Source organism: Legionella dresdenensis, from assembly GCF_042649825.1.
Taxonomy (GTDB): domain Bacteria; phylum Pseudomonadota; class Gammaproteobacteria; order Legionellales; family Legionellaceae; genus Legionella_C; species Legionella_C dresdenensis.
In genome coordinates this window covers 59,236-77,457 of sequence record NZ_JBHSAB010000029.1, presented here as the reverse complement: position 1 = coordinate 77,457, position 18,222 = coordinate 59,236, and the positions used below count along the sequence as shown (strand labels likewise).

Genomic DNA, 18,222 nt, shown 5'->3' with positions numbered 1-18,222 from the left:
AAAGCTTTTGTATTTTTCCAATTAACCCTGTATTATTTCTGTCTTTTTGGCTATTTACCACACAAATTTTATCCTTAAATCTTAATACTGAGAGCTTTATGACACAAAATCAGCAAAAGAGGGAAGGTAATGAACAGGCAGGTTCCGAAACGGCAAATCGTACAACAGTTGCCATAAATCTACTGCAAAAACCAGAAATTTTTAATGCCTTAAAAGCTAATTCCCGCTTGCTGAAGAAGTTTCTAGTAAATAATGAAAACTCTTTAGATTCTTTTGATCGGGCAATGTTGAGTCAATTAATCACACCCAATCTTGAAGTGTTAAATGAGCTGCCTTTTTCATTAATAGCGAAACTGGCTGCCGCAAAAATAGTATTTATGGAGGGTAAGTATTTATTTCCCGAAATCCGCTCTGCAAGCGGACTATCCGTAAGCGCTCTATATGCCGATCTGGTAGAGTATGCTCAGCGCCATGCAGAAAATATTAAAATCACAACTGCTAACGGTAAGCATGAAGATGAGGTCAAGCGGGAAAATATGTTTCAATTTCTCCAGATAATGGGAGAGCTTGGCCGTAAGGAAATAGCGGATTTTGATTTGGCCGATTTTCTCAGAATTATAAAAGAAACATCTTTTGGCCAATTCAACATAGCTTACCTGTTACTGAATAGTTTCAGTATGGGATTTCTTAGCGAAAATCCAAAATACTGCTCTGCGCTTACAAGCGACGCGTTAATGCATGTCTGCACACAACAAAGCAGTCAGGGCATCAGGGAGGACTCCCCACTACTGGCAATTTTACGAAGCCCCAAATGGCAAGTATTTGTTGAGGCATTCCCTGATTTCACGGATTTAATTGATTTTACTTATTTCATCACAGCAAAATCCATTGCAAATATAGATAATAAAACAGCGAGCTCGATAGAGGAGATTAAAGAAATTCCAGCCGTTACGGCCTTATCCGCAGCTCATCTGCGGCACCCGCTTTTTTCTGCGGCCCTGTTACGCAAACCTGACGGAATCCTGTTATTGGAAAAATACCCGCAAATATTGCGGGTGCTGTTGGAAAACAGAGATTTGTCAAACTTTGATTTCTTGCCGGTTGAGCATATTATTAAAAATAATCTGAAAATTTTTTCAACTTTTTGGCGGGGCGAGCAACGATCCTGGTTATTGCAACACCGTCCGGATCTCGTCTCTCCTGTTTCAAAACTGGAAAACTCAATCGTAGCGCCAGCTGCTGAAGGACAAGCATTACATGGAGGTGATAAGCGTATAGTTTCAGCTCGAGGTAGATCTAATATGACGAAGAAAAAAAATTCAGCAAATATATTAAAAGATTTGGATAAATTAATGCTGATTCCCCAAACTTACAAGCCTGTTAGTGGATTATCAGAAGACTTGGTCGAAAAAGCAAAAAATGCGTCTGAAAATGTTGATCAGGCTATGGCCGATTTCATTGCAAAGATTGAACAATTGGTTAACCCGGAGAAAGAAGATATTATTAAAGCGGTTAAGGCCGAACTCAGTCCAGGCCAAAACCCGGAGGATTTACTCGCAAGCAAAATTGAACTGCCTGGTTTTCAGGGAAATCTGTTTCTACTGATGATTCATTATGCCGGCATCCCGTTTCTTTATAACCATCCTGTTTTGTTAAATGCCGTAACCGGGCAAATATTACACGATACAGGTTCGTTAGTAATAGACAAGATACCATATAAAGAGTCGCCCTTAGCTGCGATAATGCGAAGCGAGGATTGTTTGCAGCTATTTGCTCGATATCCTGCTCTTGTAAACCTGATTGATTTTTCTTATATCAACACCGTAACAGGTGTAATCAGCAGCGTTAGAATAGAAATTACAAATCGCCAGGGCCAGGCTTTCCGAGCAACCAACAGAGGCGAGCCGATGGTTAATTATTTAAGCTCAGCTTTAGTGAGCTTTCAACCATTAGCCAGGCGTTTACTTACTGATCCCGCAGGCATAAAGATCCTTGAAAGCCAGAGACAGGTTTTCAGGGCTTTTCTTGAAATGAATAAAAATAACCTGTTACAACTTGATTCACCCGAATTGCGCAGGATTATCACCGCTAATCTGGCCGCAACCACAGACCTGTCATTCGAAGTGCAATGCTATCTTGCACTGGTAGAAGTAGAAAGGCGTGCAGAGTATTCTTTCTCAGAAGAAACATCAACAACCGGTGTTACAACAGATGCAATATATCCCGCTATTCGCGCCTATTTTGAACAGCAATTAAAAACACTGGATCCATCCAATATAGAGAGCAGGATGCAAACAGCTATAAGCCGTGCGTATACCGGTGAATTACTACGGCCGGCTGTTGCGCAAATGGATTTGTCTGCTTTCTTTAGTATGAAAAAGCATGAAACGGATGGCGGAGAAAAAGGAATTAAATATAATTTAGCGTATATGTTTTTTAAATTTTTTGATTTTGCTTTTATTCTTGCCAATCCTCAGTTTTACCCGAAGCTCAGTAAAGAAACATGGCAATATGCCTGTGACGTTGGCGAAAAAAGAGTAATCTATGACTCCGCGTTACTGGCTGTAATCCGTAATCCAAAATGCCGGGAATTCATAACCGCTTTCCCTGAGTTTATCGATATGATTGATTTTGCTTATCTGGATGCAGCGGAAACCGTTGCTTTCGATCCAGAGACAAATCAGGAAATTCCGGTAAAAGCGATTGATCTGGTGAGTGCTGAATTTTTACAACACCCAGCAATAACTCAGGCAATTCTGACACGGCCAGATGGGATTCAACTGCTGGAAAAAAATCCGGATTTATTAAAAAAATTATTGAAAAACTGCGATCTTGCTAAATTTGATCTGGCGCCTGTAGCTCATATTATCACAGCAAATCTGGCTGATTTTTCTGCTTTCTGGAGTCCACAACAAAAAAATTGGCTAAATAGCAATCAAGCGGAATTATTTGATGTCAGCAATTCCGGGGTAAAAGTTGATAGTGCTGCCTGGGAAGCCTCGATTAGTAATCAGTTTGGCGCTTGCAGTGATATTACATTGACATGGAATAAAGAAAAAACTCAATTAACAGTAACTATGCCGCCTTTTGATAAGCGATGGAGCTTTAAATTTTCCCAAGTGAAATCAGAGGAGATTTATGTAACCCGAGCACTTTTTAACGCCAGTATTTTAAGCGATTTGCAAAAAGAACTGACCAGGCCAAAGGCTCAGGCTGCTATCCTTAAAATTGATGAAAAACCTGATTCAAATGGCAAACTATCGCTGGAATTAACAATAACTCCTCTTATCCCGGCGCTGCAAATAGGGAAACGTATCCGTACTAAAGTACAAACCGTACTGAAAAAAAATGAGTCGATCCCGCCTTTAATGCCGCCTGTTGCAGAAATAGCTTCTGATTTAGAGCAGAAAATCTCAGCGCCAATCGAAAGCCCGCCGGTTGCAGAGCCAGTACAGGCTGATTTGGTTGATCCGGAATTTGGGCGATACCTGACGGCTCTCTATGGGATTGAGGCCGTAATGGCTGAGCTAAGCTATTATGTCAGAGGCACTTTTGCAATTAATAATGTGCTTAAGCATTTTGGATTACCAGCGATCGGAAATCGTGCGCTTGATACCTGTAGTTATTATAAAACGACATCGCTTGCAGAGCTTAAATCATACTTTCAAACAGCCAAATATCAGATTAACAGTAAAGCGGCAATGACTAAAGATAGCCATGCTGACATTTATCTCGCCGCTTATGATTTTAGCATTACAGCAGGTCTGTGGGGACTGGATGGCAATTATTATGATTTATGCGGCTTTGCTCTTGAAGATATTAAAGCACGTCGATTGCGTATGCTGGGCGATCCGGTAGCAAGACTGGATGAGGATCCACGACGTGTTATCCGGGCATTGCGTTTTATGGCTGAGGGCTTTCAGCCTGATGCGGCGCTTGCCGAAGCGCTTAAGCAATGGCAGCCGGGGCCGGATATCGATCAGGCTGTTTTAATGGAATTAATTAACGAATACTTCAATTTATTCTATTATGATCAGTTTTGCAGCTTGCCTGATATCGCTTTTGCAAAGCTGTTATTTGAATACCAGGTATTGGAAAAACTGTTATTGTCTCATTCGCCATTATCGAAGCTGGAAATAGCGTTTGTAGATGACAGTCCTAATGTTTCGCTGAGAGAGGTTTCTACTTTTACCCTGTTTAAACCTCGCGGCCAGGAAGTGAATACTGATGTTAAAACAGCGGACTGTCAAAATTTCTTTGTCTAAAATATTTAAACAGATATAATGATGTGTTATCTATTTTTTATGCATTACGGGGATGTAAATGGTTCAAGAGATGCTATCGGCTGCTAGTGTGATTGCGCGGGAGCTTAATGTTAAAGTATCGCAAGTAGAAGCAGCTATTCGGTTACTGGATGAGGGGGCTACAGTTCCCTTTATCGCACGCTACCGAAAGGAAGCCACCGGCGGATTGGATGATACCCATTTGCGGGGATTGGCTGAGCGGCTGCATTATATCCGTGAACTGGATGAGCGTCGTGCGGTTGTGTTGCAATCGATTACCGAGCAAGGAAAACTTACCCCCGAGCTTGAAAAAAGCATTCTGGCCGCTGATACCAAAACCAGACTGGAAGACTTGTACCTGCCATACCGTCCCAAACGGCGTACCAAGGCGCAGATTGCACGGGAAGCAGGGCTTGAACCATTGGCACAGGCATTATTGCAGGATCCGGCTCTTGATCCGGAAACCCAGGCCGGCCAATACATTAATCCTGAAGCAGAGATCAATGACGCCAAGGCTGCTCTCGAAGGTGCACGCCAGATTCTGATGGAACAATTTACCGAAGATGCAGAGCTGATTACCGAGCTGCGTGAGTATCTCTGGCAAAATGCTGTGCTGAAATCGGTTGCCTCCGCGGAACACAAGGCTAATAAGGCTGCAGCTAAATTCGCTGATTATTTTGAATATTCCGAGCCGGTTAAAAAAATCCCGTCTCACCGTGCTCTGGCGCTTTTCCGTGGCCGCCGTGAAAATTGCCTGCAATTATCATTAGTGCTGACTGACGACGTTGAATATGGCGAGCGCCGTATTGCATCGTGGTTTAAGATTACTGACCAACAGCGTGCTGCTGATAGCTGGCTGCTTGAAACAGTGCGTATGGCATGGAAGGTGAAGCTGTTCACCAAGCTGGAACTGGAATTATTGAATCGCTTACGTGAAGCTGCTGATGAAGAGGCGATAAACGTATTCGCACGCAACCTGCGTGATCTGCTGCTGGCTGCGCCAGCCGGCCAGCGCGTAACTATTGGTCTTGACCCCGGTATTCGGACAGGCGTGAAGGCGAGTGTTATTGATGTCACTGGCAAGTTGCTGGATTATACTACTGTGTATCCTTTTGCGCCGCAAAATGAATGGCATCAGGCGATTGCCGAATTAGCCAAACTCGCAGTTCGTCACAATGTGACGCTGTTTAGTATTGGTAACGGCACTGGCTCGCGCGATACCGAGCGTCTGGTTGCTGATTTAATAAAAATGTATCCAGATCTGAAACTGACCAAAGTCGTAGTCAGTGAAGCCGGAGCATCGGTTTATTCCGCCTCTGAACTGGCAGCAGAAGAATTTCCAGATATCGATGTAAGTTTGCGTGGCGCAATATCCATTGCCAGACGAATTCAGGATCCACTGGCCGAGCTTGTTAAAATCGATCCCAAATCAATCGGGGTCGGTCAGTACCAGCATGATGTCAACCAAAGCCGTCTGGCCCGCGGCCTTGATGGAGTGGTTGAAGATTGCGTAAACCTGGTTGGCGTTGATGTTAACACTGCCTCTGTACCGCTGCTGACCCGAGTTTCCGGCCTGAACAAGACACTGGCGGAAAATATTGTCCGCTACCGCGACGAGCATGGCGCGTTTCAAACCCGGGAACAATTAAAACAGGTTCCACGGATGGGTGAGCGCACCTTTGAACAGGCGGCTGGTTTCTTGCGGATTATGAATGGCGACAACCCCCTGGATTCGTCTTCAGTGCATCCGGAAGCGTATCCATTGGTTGAAAAGATTCTGGCAACCCAAAAACTGGAATTAAAGCAAATCATTGGTAACCGGGACTTGCTGCAAAGTGTTAATGCGCAAGAGTTTGCTGATGAGCAATTTGGTTTGCCGACTATTCGCGACGTATTAAAAGAACTGGAAAAGCCTGGCCGTGATCCACGTCCAGAATTTAAAACGGTATCCTTTAAAGAGGGTGTTGAAGACATCAGCCACCTGCATGAGGGAATGATTCTTGAAGGCGTGATCAGCAATGTAACCAATTTTGGCGCCTTTGTAGATATCGGCGTCCATCAGGATGGCCTGGTTCATATTTCTGCGCTCACTAACCGCTATATTACCGATCCGCATACTGTAGTGAAGGCTGGCGATATTGTAACGGTGAAGGTGGTAGAAGTTGATAAAGAACGCCGCCGTATTGGCCTGAGCATGCGTCTGGATGAAGAAAAAGCGCCAGCTGCCGCCCAGCAGAAAAAACCGGTCAAATTCAGCAAGCCGCAGCCGGCCAATACCCAGGCCGCGAAAAAGCCGCAGTTGCAGAAAAAAGCACAAGATAAAAAGCAACCTGCTTTCGGCAATAATAAAAAACCGATGTTTAATACGGCAATGGCTGATGCTTTCTCCAAATTAAAGCGAGGTTCTGAATGAAAGACGCTCCCCGTGGCGAAATAACAATACAAACATTAGCTATGCCCGCCGATACCAACGCAAATGGCGACATTTTCGGCGGATGGCTGGTGTCGCAAATGGACTTGGCCGCGGGCGTACTTGCAAAGAAAATTGCTCTTGGCCGGGTTGCCACGGTTGCAATTAATTCGATGACCTTTTTGAAGCCGGTTCATGTCGGTGACGTAGTCAGTTGCCATGTTGAGCTAATCAAGCAAGGCAATACCTCGATGACAATTGCCGTTGAGGTATGGACACAATCAGCAATCAGCCTGGAACGGTTTCAGGTAACTGAAGGAACCTTTGTGTTCGTTGCCATTGATGAACATGGCAGGCCAAGACAGGTGGCTAAACCGTAATGAGCAAGGACAATGATTTTTTAAAGCAGTGGATTCATGATATGGCCGGTCTTATTGAAAGTAATACCGAGCCTGATTCTAACCATTTTAATTCATTTCTGATTAATCCTGAACTTGCTTTTCAGCTAATTGATATTATCAATCTGATGACTGATGAGCAGGTCGAAAACGAACGTGCTTACTATTCCGCTTGTATTTATGCCCTCGATGTTTGTGTAGCCCAGTTACAATCAAGCCATGAAACCGGTAGTAAAAGTGCGCATAAGACTTTAAATCGATTGATGGATTACCTGGCAGAAATTATTCGCCAGAACAACCACAGTCTAAGTTTCTGGCTGCCCATTTTAAATGCGTTTTACGATGTGCATGTTGAATTATCGTCAACCTTGCGCGATGCCTATCTTGATTTGGCAGGGCAGGATGTTGAGGTTTCTGATGAGTCAGAGGTGGATCATCTGGCTGCAATTCAGGATATGATTACCGAACTGTCCGATTTATCGGTTTTTGATATCGCAGAAAATTTCTTTGCTCAAAGTCATGCCATGCCTGCGGAATTTTTCTGTGATCTGGTGATTGATCTTTATAGTGTTCCGCAAGGGCAGGATATTGCCTTACTTGGCTTGATGCATCCGAAGCCCGAAGTGCGTTCCATGGTTGCAGCCACTATCGAAGAACTTATTCATGCGGTGACTTTTACTTCCAATTCCTTATCGCGTTTGCAGGTATTGGCTAACTGGTATCCGCAACCCTATCAGGATCAGTTTAATCGCTGGATTAAAATTCAGCGGATGAAAGGGGTTGTGTTCAGGAAAGAAAGTAAAGCGCCGACATATAAGATCAAGTCAAGTGAAGTTGACGGCAGTGGTGCACAGGGTATTTTTGTACAGTTTCGCAAAGGAAGAAAGTATCGCCTCTGTGGTTTATTGTTGAAACAGGGACTTGGTATTAAAGATGCCTGGATAACCCCGGAAATGGATAGCAAGGAAATCGAACGCTATTATGCCGATGCGTTTGATGAAAGCGTGTCTCTGCGGGGCGTTAATGTTGATTATCTCCAGTTAATTACAAACCATTTTTTGGCGGTTACTGTTAATCAGGGTAAATCGCCTGATCTGCATTTGCTTGAAATACAGGAAATGCTGGGATTGCATTTTCACCCCGAGTTGATCGATATTCCTGCCATAATCGATAATATCAGTATTCAGATTACACCGTTTACTCCGGAACTGATTGCCTCATCGTTTAAACGCTCCAGATCGTGGTTTGGCACCAAGGCATTCTGTGAATCATGGTTTATTGAAAGTGCGCATGTAGACAAGCTGGTTAATCGTTGTAGCAGTATTGTCAATGGCGTCAAGATTTGTGTAATTGAAGATGCGCTGGATGCTATTTTTGAGCTAGAGTTGGAAAAGCACCGTGATTACTGGCTCTTCCATTTTCTCTGGGCTGCGCTATGGTTAAAATCGCATAGCCGCAAAAATGAAAAAACCTGGCAAGACAGCTTTCTGATTGCCTATTCTATCCATAACGGTACCCCGCTCATTGACATACCAATTATGCAGGAAATTGCCAGAAATACAGTCTTAAACAGCATTGAAACGATGAACGAGCGCCGAACCTACCTGAACCAGGAATAGCAGCCGATCATTGACAATGATCGGTACAAAAGGCACCATACCCGCGTTTTATATTCATGGAAAATAATAATGTATAAGCAAGCTGCCAACTTTTTCGCAATTATCTTTTTGATGTTATTTCAATCTGCTGCTATGGCTATCGATGCTGATGAAATGGAGCAGGAACGTGTTTTTCAGGAAGTTATTCGTGACAGAATCACAGGACCCGCAACTATTTCTATCGCTGATCAGGCCACTATTGATTTGCCTGCCGGGTATCTTTTTATTCCTAAGGCGCAAACTGAAAAACTCATGGCGGCGTGGGGGGCGCAGGCAGAAAATCTTCGATATGTTCAGGGTTGTATATTGCCTGATCAGTTTGATATTGGTTGGATGATTCCGATTACTTTCAGGAATGACGGTTATATTTCTGATACCGATGCAAAAAATAGTAATATGGAGAATATACTCAAGGATATAAAAAAAGCAGCCAAGGGTGTAAATAAGGAGCGCGTGAGCCAAGGTTATAGCAGTTTGGATATTATTGGCTGGAAGAAAAAACCATCCTATCAGGCTGAAACGCATCGCTTTGAATTTGCGGTAGCTATAAAGAGTCAGGACAATACTGAAAATAGCATCCTCAATACTGTTGGTACTTTAGGAAGAGAGGGTTGGTTAGGAACCACAATGATCGTACCTGCCGAGGACTATGAGGCGACATATCCGCATCTGGGAAAAATATTAAATACAATTAAATTTAATGAAGGCAAACGTTATCAGGATTATGTTGAAAGTACCGATAAAAAAGCCAGCTATACACTGACTGCGCTTATCGCTGGAACAATGGCCGCCAAGAAGTTCGGATTGTTTGCCATTTTAGGTGCATTGCTTATTAAATTTGGTAAATTGCTCGCGTTGGTTCCGGTTTTAATTGCTGCGCGTTTCAGGAAAATGTTTTCCAGGAAGAAGCGGGAAACAGAAAATAAAATTCCCTCTCCCCAACCCTCTCCCGATACGGGAGAGGGAGTTTAAGGAGTTTAATAAACATCGAATCCCCTCTTCCATATTGAGAGGGAGTTTAAGGAGTTTAATAAACATCGAATCCCCTCTTCCATATTGGAGAGGGAGTTTGAGGAGTTTAATAAACATCAACGCCCCCTCTCCCGTATCGGGAGAGGGCCGGGGAGAGGGTAAAAGGACAAAATGAAACCAGATTTTCTAAAAAGAGCTAAAGCCCTCCGCCAAGCCAGCACCGATGCCGAATCCCGACTATGGTTATACCTTCGAGCCCACCGCTTGGAAGGTTTCAAGTTTAAAAGGCAAGTACCTATAGATAATTACATTGTTGATTTTGTTTGCATGCAACAAAAATTAATCGTTGAGCTGGATGGCGGCCAGCATATGCTGAATCAAGAATACGATGAAAAAAGAACTTTATATCTTAACTCTCAAGGGTATCGTGTGTTGAGGTTTTGGAATAATGATGTGCTTCAGCAGACTGGAACGGTACTGGAGGTGATTTTGAGGGCATTAAGAGAAGAATATTTCCCCTCTCCCCAACCCTCTCCCGATACGGGAGAGGGGGTTTAAAAAGTTTAATAAACATCATTTCCCCTCTCCCGTACCGAGAGAGGGTTGGGGAGAGGGGAAAAGCAGACACCATACCCCCACAGCATCCACTTCCCCCTCTCCCGTACCGGGAGAGGGCCGGGGAGAGGGGAAAAACAGACACCATACCCCCACAGCATCCACTTCCCCCTCTCCCGTACCGGGAGAGGGTCGGGGAGAGGGGAAAAGCAGACACCATACCCCCAGCATCCACTTCCCCCTCTCCCGTACCGGGAGAGGGTCGGGGAGAGGGGAAAAGCAGACACCATACCCCCAGCATCCACTTCCCCCTCTCCCGTACCGGGAGAGGGCCGGAGAGAGGGAAAAAACAGACACCATACCCCCACAGCATCCACTTCCCCCTCTCCCGTACCGGGAGAGGGCCGGGGAGAGGGTAAAACAAATTACATACCACCCACCGGAGCCTCAGCCAGCAACAAATTCTCAAACTCCTTCACACTATGAGGTGTACGAAAGAAATCCCATGAATTGCGCCGTTGTATACATATTCCCCTAATCTTAACGATAGTGTCCTGTTCATTAAAACTTCCATCCGTTGTTTGTTCTATCGCTGCCAACGCTTTCTTTAGCTCTGCAACTTTATCCGAACCCATCCCGGTAGTTTTCCGGTTTTTACCAATTTCTATATTCCTGATCAGCGTGGTTACAATAGCCAGGAGTTTTGCTTTTTTCAGTGCATTTTCTTCACAATTAAACACACGCTGAATTTCTTGTTTTAACTTATCAATACCAGTGTTGGCTTTAGCTGATGTTTCGATGCAAGAATAATTATTTTCTTTTGCAAACCGGGTTAACAATGCGATATTTTTACCAGAACTCTCTTCATCCCTCTTGGTTGCGATTAAGAGCATTTTTGCTTTAGGAAGGTGTTTTTGTTTCTCTGCAATCGCTGCTTTATAACCAGGCAACCTGGCGGCAAGATCTGGCTGCGAGGCATCAATGCAATACAAAAATAATGATGCATCTTGTTCTATATAAGCAAGCAAGGATTGATAGCGCTTATCTCCGGATTTATCCACGAGCTGAAAAATCCTGTTGTTCAATTGGAATTGGTTATAATCAGCAGCTATGGTGCCATAATAAGTTGGCGAAAAGGGCTGCTCTGTGAAACGATTTGATAACTGTGTTTTACCTGCTCCTAAATCACCTATAATTAAAATTTTATTACGCATACATTGGACTCATTTCCACTAAAATATACCCATTTTAACAGTCAATCCTTAACTAAATCTTAACAATGTAGCCATCATAAGTGTAGGTTCTTAGTGCCGGACAATTTTTGTAGGTTGGGTCGTTTTGACCCAACAAGAATTTTTATCAAGCACTCAAAATCTGAAAAGTGATTGAAGATTAATAATGTTGGGTCGGAACGACCCAACCTACAGAGATTGCCCTGTGCAAAGAGTCAAGGCTGCTACTGCTGCGAGGGCGTAAAAATTGTAGATGAAGGTTCCAATAACTCCTCAAGTTCTCTAGCGCTATGCGGAGTATGAAATAGCCGCCATGGATGTCGTTGTTCGGCACATATTTTCTTAAGCCTTACAATAGTCGCTTGTTCATTAAAATTTTCAGCTGTAGTTATTGCTGTCAATTCATCTCTCAATTTTTTAACCTTGGCTGAACCCCTCCCCGAAGTTTTTCGGCCTGTGCCGTTCTCAATATTCTTGATAAGAGTGTTAACTATTAATATTAGTCTTTCTTTTTCCGGATTTATTGGCAATTCGGTTGTTGCAGCAGGATGAGCTGATACCGGTTCCGGGTTTAATGGCGGTTCGGTTGTTGCAGCAGGGGGGGGTGGTACCGATTCCGGATTTATTGGCGGTTCGGTTGTTACAGCAGGATGAGCTGATACCGGTTCCGGGTTTAATGGCAATTCGGTTGTTGCAGCAGGATGAACTAATGCCGATATTTGGTTTTTTAATTCAGTAATTCCAGTGTTAGTCCATGCAGAAGTTTCTATGCAGGAACAGGCATTCTCTTTAGCAAATTGCTGTATTAGTTTCAGATTATCCTCATAATCTTTTTGATCTACCTTGGTAGCGACTACAATTAGTTTGATTTTTGAATTGGATGTCAAAATTTCATCAATCTCCTTCTTATAATCAGGTAGCATTTCCGCAAGCTTAGATTGAGAGATACTAATGCAATATATTAGGGCATTTGTGGTTGGTCGATGAAGACGAGTATAGACGTCTCCCATTCTCTTATTATTAGTGATTTCTACTAAATTAAATGTGTCTATATTGCCTTTATCATCCGGTTTTTTATATTTGTAATCGGCAGTATCCAAGGTTTTTTTATAAACACGGGAAAACTTATTGCCTGATAAGCGATTACCAAGTTCTGTTTTACCAGCTTCACCGTCGCCTTTAATGAGGATTTTAAAGTCCATATGTACTCCCATACATAATGAATATTATTTAATCATTATAACAAAAATACCTTAAGCCAGAATTAAGAGGATACTGCCATTCACGCGGGCTAGTGAAGGCTGCTATTTCTGCGAGAGCGTAGAAATTGTGGGTGAAGGTACCAATAATTTTTCAAGTTCTCTAGCACTATGCGGGGTATGAAATAACCGCCATGGGTGGCGTTGTTCGGCACATATTTTCTTAAGTCTTCCGATAGTCGCTTGTTCATCAAAATTTTCAGCTGTTGTTATTGCTGTTAATACATCTTTTAATTTTGTAACCTTTGCTGAATCCCTCCCCGAAGTTATTCGGCCTGTGCCGTTCTCAATATTATGGATAAGAGTTGTAATTATTTCTTTCAGTCTTTCTCTTTCCGGATTTATTGGCGATTCGGTTGTTGCAGCAGGATGAGCTGGTACCGATTCCGGATTTATTGGCGGTTCGGTTGTTGCAGCAGGAGGAGCTGATATCGATTTCGGGTTTAGCGGTTCAGTTGTTGCCGCGAGACGAGCTGATACCGATATTTGCTGCTTTAATTGATCAATTCCAGTGTTATCCTTTGCAGAGGTTTCTATACAGGGACAGGCATTCTCTTTAGCAAATTTCTGTATTAGTTTCAGATTATCCTCAATTTCTTTTAGATCTATCTTTGTCGCGACTACAATTAGTCTAGCGTCTGAATTAGATGCCAAAATTTCATCAATCTCTGTTTTATAATCAGGTAGCTTATCCGCAAGATTTGATTGAGATGCGTTAATGCAATAAATCAGGACGTTTATGTTTCGTTGCTGAATAATAGTAAGGGCTTGATATTTCTTATCATTAGTGGTTTCCCATAATTTAAATGTGTCTATATTGCCTTTATCATCCGGTTCTTCATATTGGTAAAAGGCAGCACTAGAGGTAGTTTTATAAATACCGGAAAACGGATTGAGTGATAAGCGATTACCAAGTTCAGTTTTACCAGCATTTTTGTCGCCTTTAATCAGGATTTTAAAAACCATATGTATTCCCACATATAATGATTACTACATAACCATTATAACAAAAATTCCTTAAGCCAAAATTAATAGGACACTGAGATTCTGCGAAGGCGGGAATCCATTTCTCCAGTTGGCTCCCGCTTTCGCGGGGATGCCCACCTGCTACTGATTCTGCAAGGCCGTAGGTGCTGTAGATTGAGGTACCAATAATTCCTCAAGTTCTCTAGCGCTATGAGGAGTATGAAATAACCGCCATGGATGTCGTTGTTCGGCACATATTTTCTTAAGTCTTCCGATAGTCGCTTGTTCATCAAAATTTTCAGCTGTTGTTATTGCTGTTAATTCATTTTGTAACTTTACAACTTTCGCTGAGCCCCGCCCCGAAGTTTTTCGGCCTGTGCCGTTCTCAATGTTGCTGATAAGAGTATTAATTATTGATTTAAGTCTTTCTTTTTCCATATTTATTTGCGATTCGGTTGTTGCAGCAGGCTTAACTAATGCCGTTATTTGGTTCTTTAATTCTATAATCCCGGTGTTATCCTTTGCCGATGTTTCTATACATGGACAATTATACTGTTTAGCAACCTCATGGATTAATTTCAGGTTATGCAAATCCTCTTTTTCATCCATTTTAGTCGCGACAATGATAACTTTTGCAGTGGGACAATTCGATTGTGTATTATCAATCTCTTTTTTATAAAAAGCTACATTGGCCGCAAGATCTGTCTGAGATACATTAATGCAGTACAATATAACATCCGTGCCTCTGTAAAAAACCATGCCTAGATGTTGAAATCTCTTTATCCCAGCGGTATCCCATAATTGAAATCTGTTTTCATCGTGCTCATACGCAACAAAATCAATACTACTGGTTGCCTTATATTCATTTGAAAATGCGACATTTGTCAGTCGATTTAAGATTTGAGTTTTACCAGTATTAGAATCGCCCATCATGAGAACTTTAAAGAGGTGCATATATGCTCCGATACAGAATAAATGTTATGTAACTATGATAACATTTATTCCTTAAATTAATCTTAAGAGAGGAAAACCTTGATTGTGTCTCCCTTTGTGCCGGACAATTTTTTGTATTACGTGTGGGTTGGGTCGTTTTTGCCCAACAAGACTTTTTATCGGGCACTCAAGATCTGAAAAGTGATTGAAGATTAATAATGCTGGGTCGGAACGACCCAACCTACAGAAGTTGTCCTGTGCAAAGAGTCAAGGCTACTACTTCTGTAAGAGCGTAGAAATTGTAGGGGAAGGTACCAATAATTCCTCAAGTTCTCTAGCGCTATGAGGAGTATGAAATAACCGCCATGGATGTCGTTGTTCGGCACATATTTTCTTAAGTCTTACGATAGTCGCTTGTTCATCAAAATTTTCAGTTGTTGTTATTGCTGTCAATTCATTTTGTAACTTTACAACCTTCGCTGAGCCCCGCCCCGAAGTTTTTCGGCCTGTGCCATCCTCAATATTGCTGATAAGAGTATTAATTATTGATTTAAGTCTTTCTTTTTCCACATTTATTTGCGATTCGGTTGTTGCAGCAGGCTTAGCTAATGCCGATATTTGGTTCTTTAATTCTATAATCCCGGTGTTATCCTTTGCCGATGTTTCTATACATGGACAATTATACTGTTTAGCAACCTCATGGATTAATGTCAGGTTATTGAAATTATCCTCTTTTTTATCCATTTTAGTCGCGACAATGATAATTTTTGCGGTAGGATAATTCGATTGTGTATTAACAATATCTTTTTTATAAAAAGCTAAAAAAGCCGAAAGATTTGAGGAAGATACACTAATACAGTACAATATAACTTTCGAGTCTTTTAGCATTTCTGGATCAAAGGTTTGAAATCTCTCCTGCCCAGCGGTATCCCATAAGAAAAAATTGTTTTCATTGTGAGCATATTTGGCAAAATCTAAACCAATGGTTGCTATATATCTATTTGAAAACGAGCTATCGCTCAGTCGATTAAGGAGTTGGGTTTTACCAGTGTCACAGTCACCTTTAATAAAGACTTTAACGCGGGACATATATACCTCCAATACATGATATGGTGATTGAATCAAGATAACATAAATTCCTTAAGCTTATCTTAGGGCGTGTTTTTAAAGTTATTTCTGGGCTCCAAAAGCAATAAAATGGTCTGAATTTATGCTCGATTTCGTTAAATAGAGCCGGCTATTCGCCTCAATCGACCAAAAATTCAGCCTCATTTTCTTGCCTTTTCGCTTCCAGAAAAACTTTAAAAACACACCCTAGGAAAAAAATCTTATTGGCGGGACTATTTTATATGTTTATAGCCCTAATCCCATATACATGGTTTATAATTATACATATCAGCATTTACAGGAGCAGCGGATGCTCACTCGATCACAGTTGGCAAAACGTGGAATTATGCTTGTAGCGGCAGTACTTACTACCAGCCTGAATGCAGGCGCTCCGCTTAAATTGCGGAGACCAGCCGTTAATTATTGTCCGGATACTGCCGTAATGGCAAAAGCGCTGGGCGATAAGACTCTGATGAATGCAGGCATAGAATGGCAGGTTATGGTTCCTGGCGAGAAAGTTCCTGATGGCCGGTTATGCTTTGCATGGGCAGCGGTTGATGAACAAAATATGATCACTTGTACGTATAAATTGCTTAAACGGCAATGGCCATTTTTCATCAGCATTCAGAGTAATCAGGCCATGAAAAGTACGCTAACCAGTGGATTATGGGCCAGAGGCGGGAATGTTTGCCGCAGTGAGGTTCATCATTGCTTGCCAGTTACAGCCTGCCCATTAATGGATAAAAAATAGTTTTGTTCGCTGGCTGGTGAAGAGTGTTGGGTTTTACAGCCCATGGCTGTCAAGTTAAGCCAGGTACATAGGAAATTAGAATAGTAAATGTACAAAATTCCTTAACTGACTGCTGGCTTTTATAGCACATATTCGTTCGGCCTGAGGAAAATGCGGAGCATTTGTCTCGAAGGCGTGGCACTCTACCACAGGCTTCGAGACAGCGCTAAAGCGCTTCCTCAGCCCGAACGATATTGTGAAATGTAGAAATTTAATTCCTTAGCTTTACGGCTATGGGTTTTACAGCCCAACCTGCGCTGATTTGATTATTCTTATGGTGAAATTGACCCTGTAGGGCATCTCTGCTACAGTCGCCAGAAATAACAATTACACAAGGTAGTGTTGTTTCAAATGGATTTTGCTTTAAACCTGTTTATTATTATTGCTGATCAATTCATGCTGTTTGTCGTGAATATGCTGGTTGCCCGTCATGCCGGTGAAGCGTTGTTTGGTGATTTTTCGGTGGCGACCAGTGCGCTGTTATTATTGGCGACTTTCATTACCCTGGGCATTGACTCCATTATTGCTTATTACATTCCCAAATATTATATCCAGGAAAAATATAGCGATATTGTCAGCCTGACTCAATCGATCAAGGACTTTCTACAGCCGATCTACACCACAATGTTTGTTTCCGGCCTGTTATGCAGCATTGCTCTCATTGCCCTGGCACGCGCATTGTCGGATATTACCCTTTTTGATCTTAGCCATCCGCTATTCCTGTTTTTATGGGGTACGGTTGCATTGTCGCTCTACAATATCTTTATTCAGTATTTCCGCGCTGTTGATTATATGCGCACGGCCGTAGTGCTAAGCCTGCTGCAGACCCTGTGTTATTTTCTATTGAGCCTGGCTATTTATTTTTATATATTTCCTCGCTTTTTCCATGACGATCCTCACTATTTCCCGCATGTTATGTTAATCGGCTTTATTTTGAGTTATTTAATCATCGTTCTGGTTTCTCTGATAATTAATCGCCGGTCAAAAATTCAGATCTACAAAGATATTGCCAATCAACGTCCGACCCAATGGCGCGAAAAAATTTATGGTTATACCGTGCAAAATCTGAATCGTTATGTGTTTGCAACTATTCCACTGATGGTGATTGAGTGGTTAGGGCATAATGAGCATTCGGTCGGGTTGTTCTCGGCTACCAGTTCGATTATCAATCTGGCATTTATCGCGATAGCGCCGATTGGAATTTTAATCGGTCCTGATATCTCTGCGGCATTTGCCCAAAGCCGTGAACAGCTGAAGGCGGTCATGCGCAAATACCTGTTAATCTGCTTCGCAATCGCATTGGTTATCATGGCGATAATGGGATTTACCGCCAGGCAGGTTCTGTTGCTTTACCAGTCTAACTTCATTGATGCTTTGCCTTATACTTATGCCTGTCTGATTAATGTGGTGACTTATTCGATTTCCATGCCATTATCCAAAATGATTCAATATTCGCGTGAAGGCAGCTCTGTGGGCGCCCGATTAACGATGAGCATGCTGTTATTGCAGACCATAGCCAGTATTATTCTTGTTCGTTGGCTGGGTCTTTTAGGCGCTGTTATTTGTTATGTAGGCATTAATATTGTCTACAATGCGATTATGATCGTGATTGCAATCAGGATATTCCGGATTGAAGAATTCGGCGAGCGTGTAATTTAA

Annotated in this window: 13 protein-coding genes; 8 read left to right on the top strand and 5 right to left on the bottom strand. The window is 42.3% G+C overall.

Annotation, left to right across the window (positions count from 1 at the left end; genetic code table 11):
* The first annotated feature begins 98 nt into the window (after positions 1 to 98).
* From ACFORL_RS11930 to ACFORL_RS11905, 6 genes are all read left to right on the top strand, one after another.
* A complete protein-coding gene (locus ACFORL_RS11930; RefSeq protein WP_382344326.1) occupies positions 99 to 4,265 on the top strand; it encodes a hypothetical protein in 4,167 nt (1,388 codons plus the stop codon).
* A gap of 58 nt (positions 4,266 to 4,323) precedes the next feature.
* Entirely contained in the window at positions 4,324 to 6,696 is a 2,373-nt protein-coding gene (locus tag ACFORL_RS11925; RefSeq protein WP_382344324.1) for a Tex family protein, read from the top strand.
* The gene (locus tag ACFORL_RS11920) at positions 6,693 to 7,073 is read left to right on the top strand and encodes an acyl-CoA thioesterase (RefSeq protein WP_382344322.1); all 381 of its coding nucleotides are present in this window, start codon (positions 6,693 to 6,695) and stop codon (positions 7,071 to 7,073) included. Before ACFORL_RS11925 ends, ACFORL_RS11920 begins: the two co-directional genes overlap by 4 nt.
* Complete coding sequence (locus tag ACFORL_RS11915; protein WP_382344320.1) at positions 7,073 to 8,710, top strand: hypothetical protein; 1,638 nt, start codon at positions 7,073 to 7,075, stop codon at positions 8,708 to 8,710. Before ACFORL_RS11920 ends, ACFORL_RS11915 begins: the two co-directional genes overlap by 1 nt.
* Before the next feature lie 69 nt (positions 8,711 to 8,779).
* Positions 8,780 to 9,721, top strand: coding sequence for a DUF2167 domain-containing protein (locus ACFORL_RS11910; RefSeq protein WP_382344318.1), 942 nt, complete (start codon positions 8,780 to 8,782; stop codon positions 9,719 to 9,721).
* A gap of 171 nt (positions 9,722 to 9,892) precedes the next feature.
* Positions 9,893 to 10,279, top strand: coding sequence for an endonuclease domain-containing protein (locus ACFORL_RS11905; RefSeq protein WP_382344317.1), 387 nt, complete (start codon positions 9,893 to 9,895; stop codon positions 10,277 to 10,279).
* A gap of 422 nt (positions 10,280 to 10,701) precedes the next feature.
* On the opposite strand, the gene ACFORL_RS11900 is transcribed toward ACFORL_RS11905, so the two are convergent.
* The 5 genes from ACFORL_RS11900 to ACFORL_RS11880 form a co-directional block, all read right to left on the bottom strand.
* Positions 10,702 to 11,490 (bottom strand): GTP-binding protein, encoded by a 789-nt coding sequence (locus ACFORL_RS11900; protein ID WP_382344315.1) that lies wholly within the window; start codon positions 11,488 to 11,490, stop codon positions 10,702 to 10,704.
* Positions 11,491 to 11,732: 242 nt separating this feature from the next.
* Positions 11,733 to 12,710, bottom strand: coding sequence for a GTP-binding protein (locus tag ACFORL_RS11895; RefSeq protein WP_382344313.1), 978 nt, complete (start codon positions 12,708 to 12,710; stop codon positions 11,733 to 11,735).
* Between the two features lie 102 nt (positions 12,711 to 12,812).
* Positions 12,813 to 13,733 (bottom strand): GTP-binding protein, encoded by a 921-nt coding sequence (locus ACFORL_RS11890; protein ID WP_382344311.1) that lies wholly within the window; start codon positions 13,731 to 13,733, stop codon positions 12,813 to 12,815.
* Positions 13,734 to 13,874: 141 nt separating this feature from the next.
* Positions 13,875 to 14,687 (bottom strand): Rab family GTPase, encoded by an 813-nt coding sequence (locus tag ACFORL_RS11885; RefSeq protein ID WP_382344309.1) that lies wholly within the window; start codon positions 14,685 to 14,687, stop codon positions 13,875 to 13,877.
* A gap of 255 nt (positions 14,688 to 14,942) precedes the next feature.
* Positions 14,943 to 15,755, bottom strand: a complete 813-nt coding sequence (locus tag ACFORL_RS11880) for a Rab family GTPase (protein ID WP_382344307.1) — start codon at positions 15,753 to 15,755, stop codon at positions 14,943 to 14,945.
* A 328-nt stretch (positions 15,756 to 16,083) separates the two neighbouring features.
* Here ACFORL_RS11880 and ACFORL_RS11875 point away from each other — a divergent pair, with 328 nt between their 5' ends.
* On the top strand, positions 16,084 to 16,524 hold the full coding sequence (locus ACFORL_RS11875; RefSeq protein ID WP_382344305.1) for a hypothetical protein: 441 nt from the start codon (positions 16,084 to 16,086) through the stop codon (positions 16,522 to 16,524).
* Between the two features lie 390 nt (positions 16,525 to 16,914).
* Positions 16,915 to 18,222, top strand: a complete 1,308-nt coding sequence (locus tag ACFORL_RS11870) for a lipopolysaccharide biosynthesis protein (RefSeq protein WP_382344303.1) — start codon at positions 16,915 to 16,917, stop codon at positions 18,220 to 18,222.

Excerpts from the sequence above, each read along its gene's own strand:
- ACFORL_RS11930 (WP_382344326.1), top strand. The coding sequence starts at position 99 with ATGACACAAAATCAGCAAAAGAGGGAAGGTAATGAACAGGCAGGTTCC.
- ACFORL_RS11915 (WP_382344320.1), top strand. The coding sequence starts at position 7,073 with ATGAGCAAGGACAATGATTTTTTAAAGCAGTGGATTCATGATATGGCC.
- ACFORL_RS11900 (WP_382344315.1), bottom strand. The coding sequence starts at position 11,490 with ATGCGTAATAAAATTTTAATTATAGGTGATTTAGGAGCAGGTAAAACA.
- ACFORL_RS11920 (WP_382344322.1), top strand. The coding sequence starts at position 6,693 with ATGAAAGACGCTCCCCGTGGCGAAATAACAATACAAACATTAGCTATG.
- ACFORL_RS11895 (WP_382344313.1), bottom strand. The coding sequence starts at position 12,710 with ATGGACTTTAAAATCCTCATTAAAGGCGACGGTGAAGCTGGTAAAACA.
- ACFORL_RS11925 (WP_382344324.1), top strand. The coding sequence starts at position 4,324 with ATGGTTCAAGAGATGCTATCGGCTGCTAGTGTGATTGCGCGGGAGCTT.
- ACFORL_RS11880 (WP_382344307.1), bottom strand. The coding sequence starts at position 15,755 with ATGTCCCGCGTTAAAGTCTTTATTAAAGGTGACTGTGACACTGGTAAA.
- ACFORL_RS11890 (WP_382344311.1), bottom strand. The coding sequence starts at position 13,733 with ATGGTTTTTAAAATCCTGATTAAAGGCGACAAAAATGCTGGTAAAACT.
- ACFORL_RS11910 (WP_382344318.1), top strand. The coding sequence starts at position 8,780 with ATGTATAAGCAAGCTGCCAACTTTTTCGCAATTATCTTTTTGATGTTA.
- ACFORL_RS11905 (WP_382344317.1), top strand. The coding sequence starts at position 9,893 with ATGAAACCAGATTTTCTAAAAAGAGCTAAAGCCCTCCGCCAAGCCAGC.
- ACFORL_RS11885 (WP_382344309.1), bottom strand. The coding sequence starts at position 14,687 with ATGCACCTCTTTAAAGTTCTCATGATGGGCGATTCTAATACTGGTAAA.
- ACFORL_RS11870 (WP_382344303.1), top strand. The coding sequence starts at position 16,915 with ATGGATTTTGCTTTAAACCTGTTTATTATTATTGCTGATCAATTCATG.
- ACFORL_RS11875 (WP_382344305.1), top strand. The coding sequence starts at position 16,084 with ATGCTCACTCGATCACAGTTGGCAAAACGTGGAATTATGCTTGTAGCG.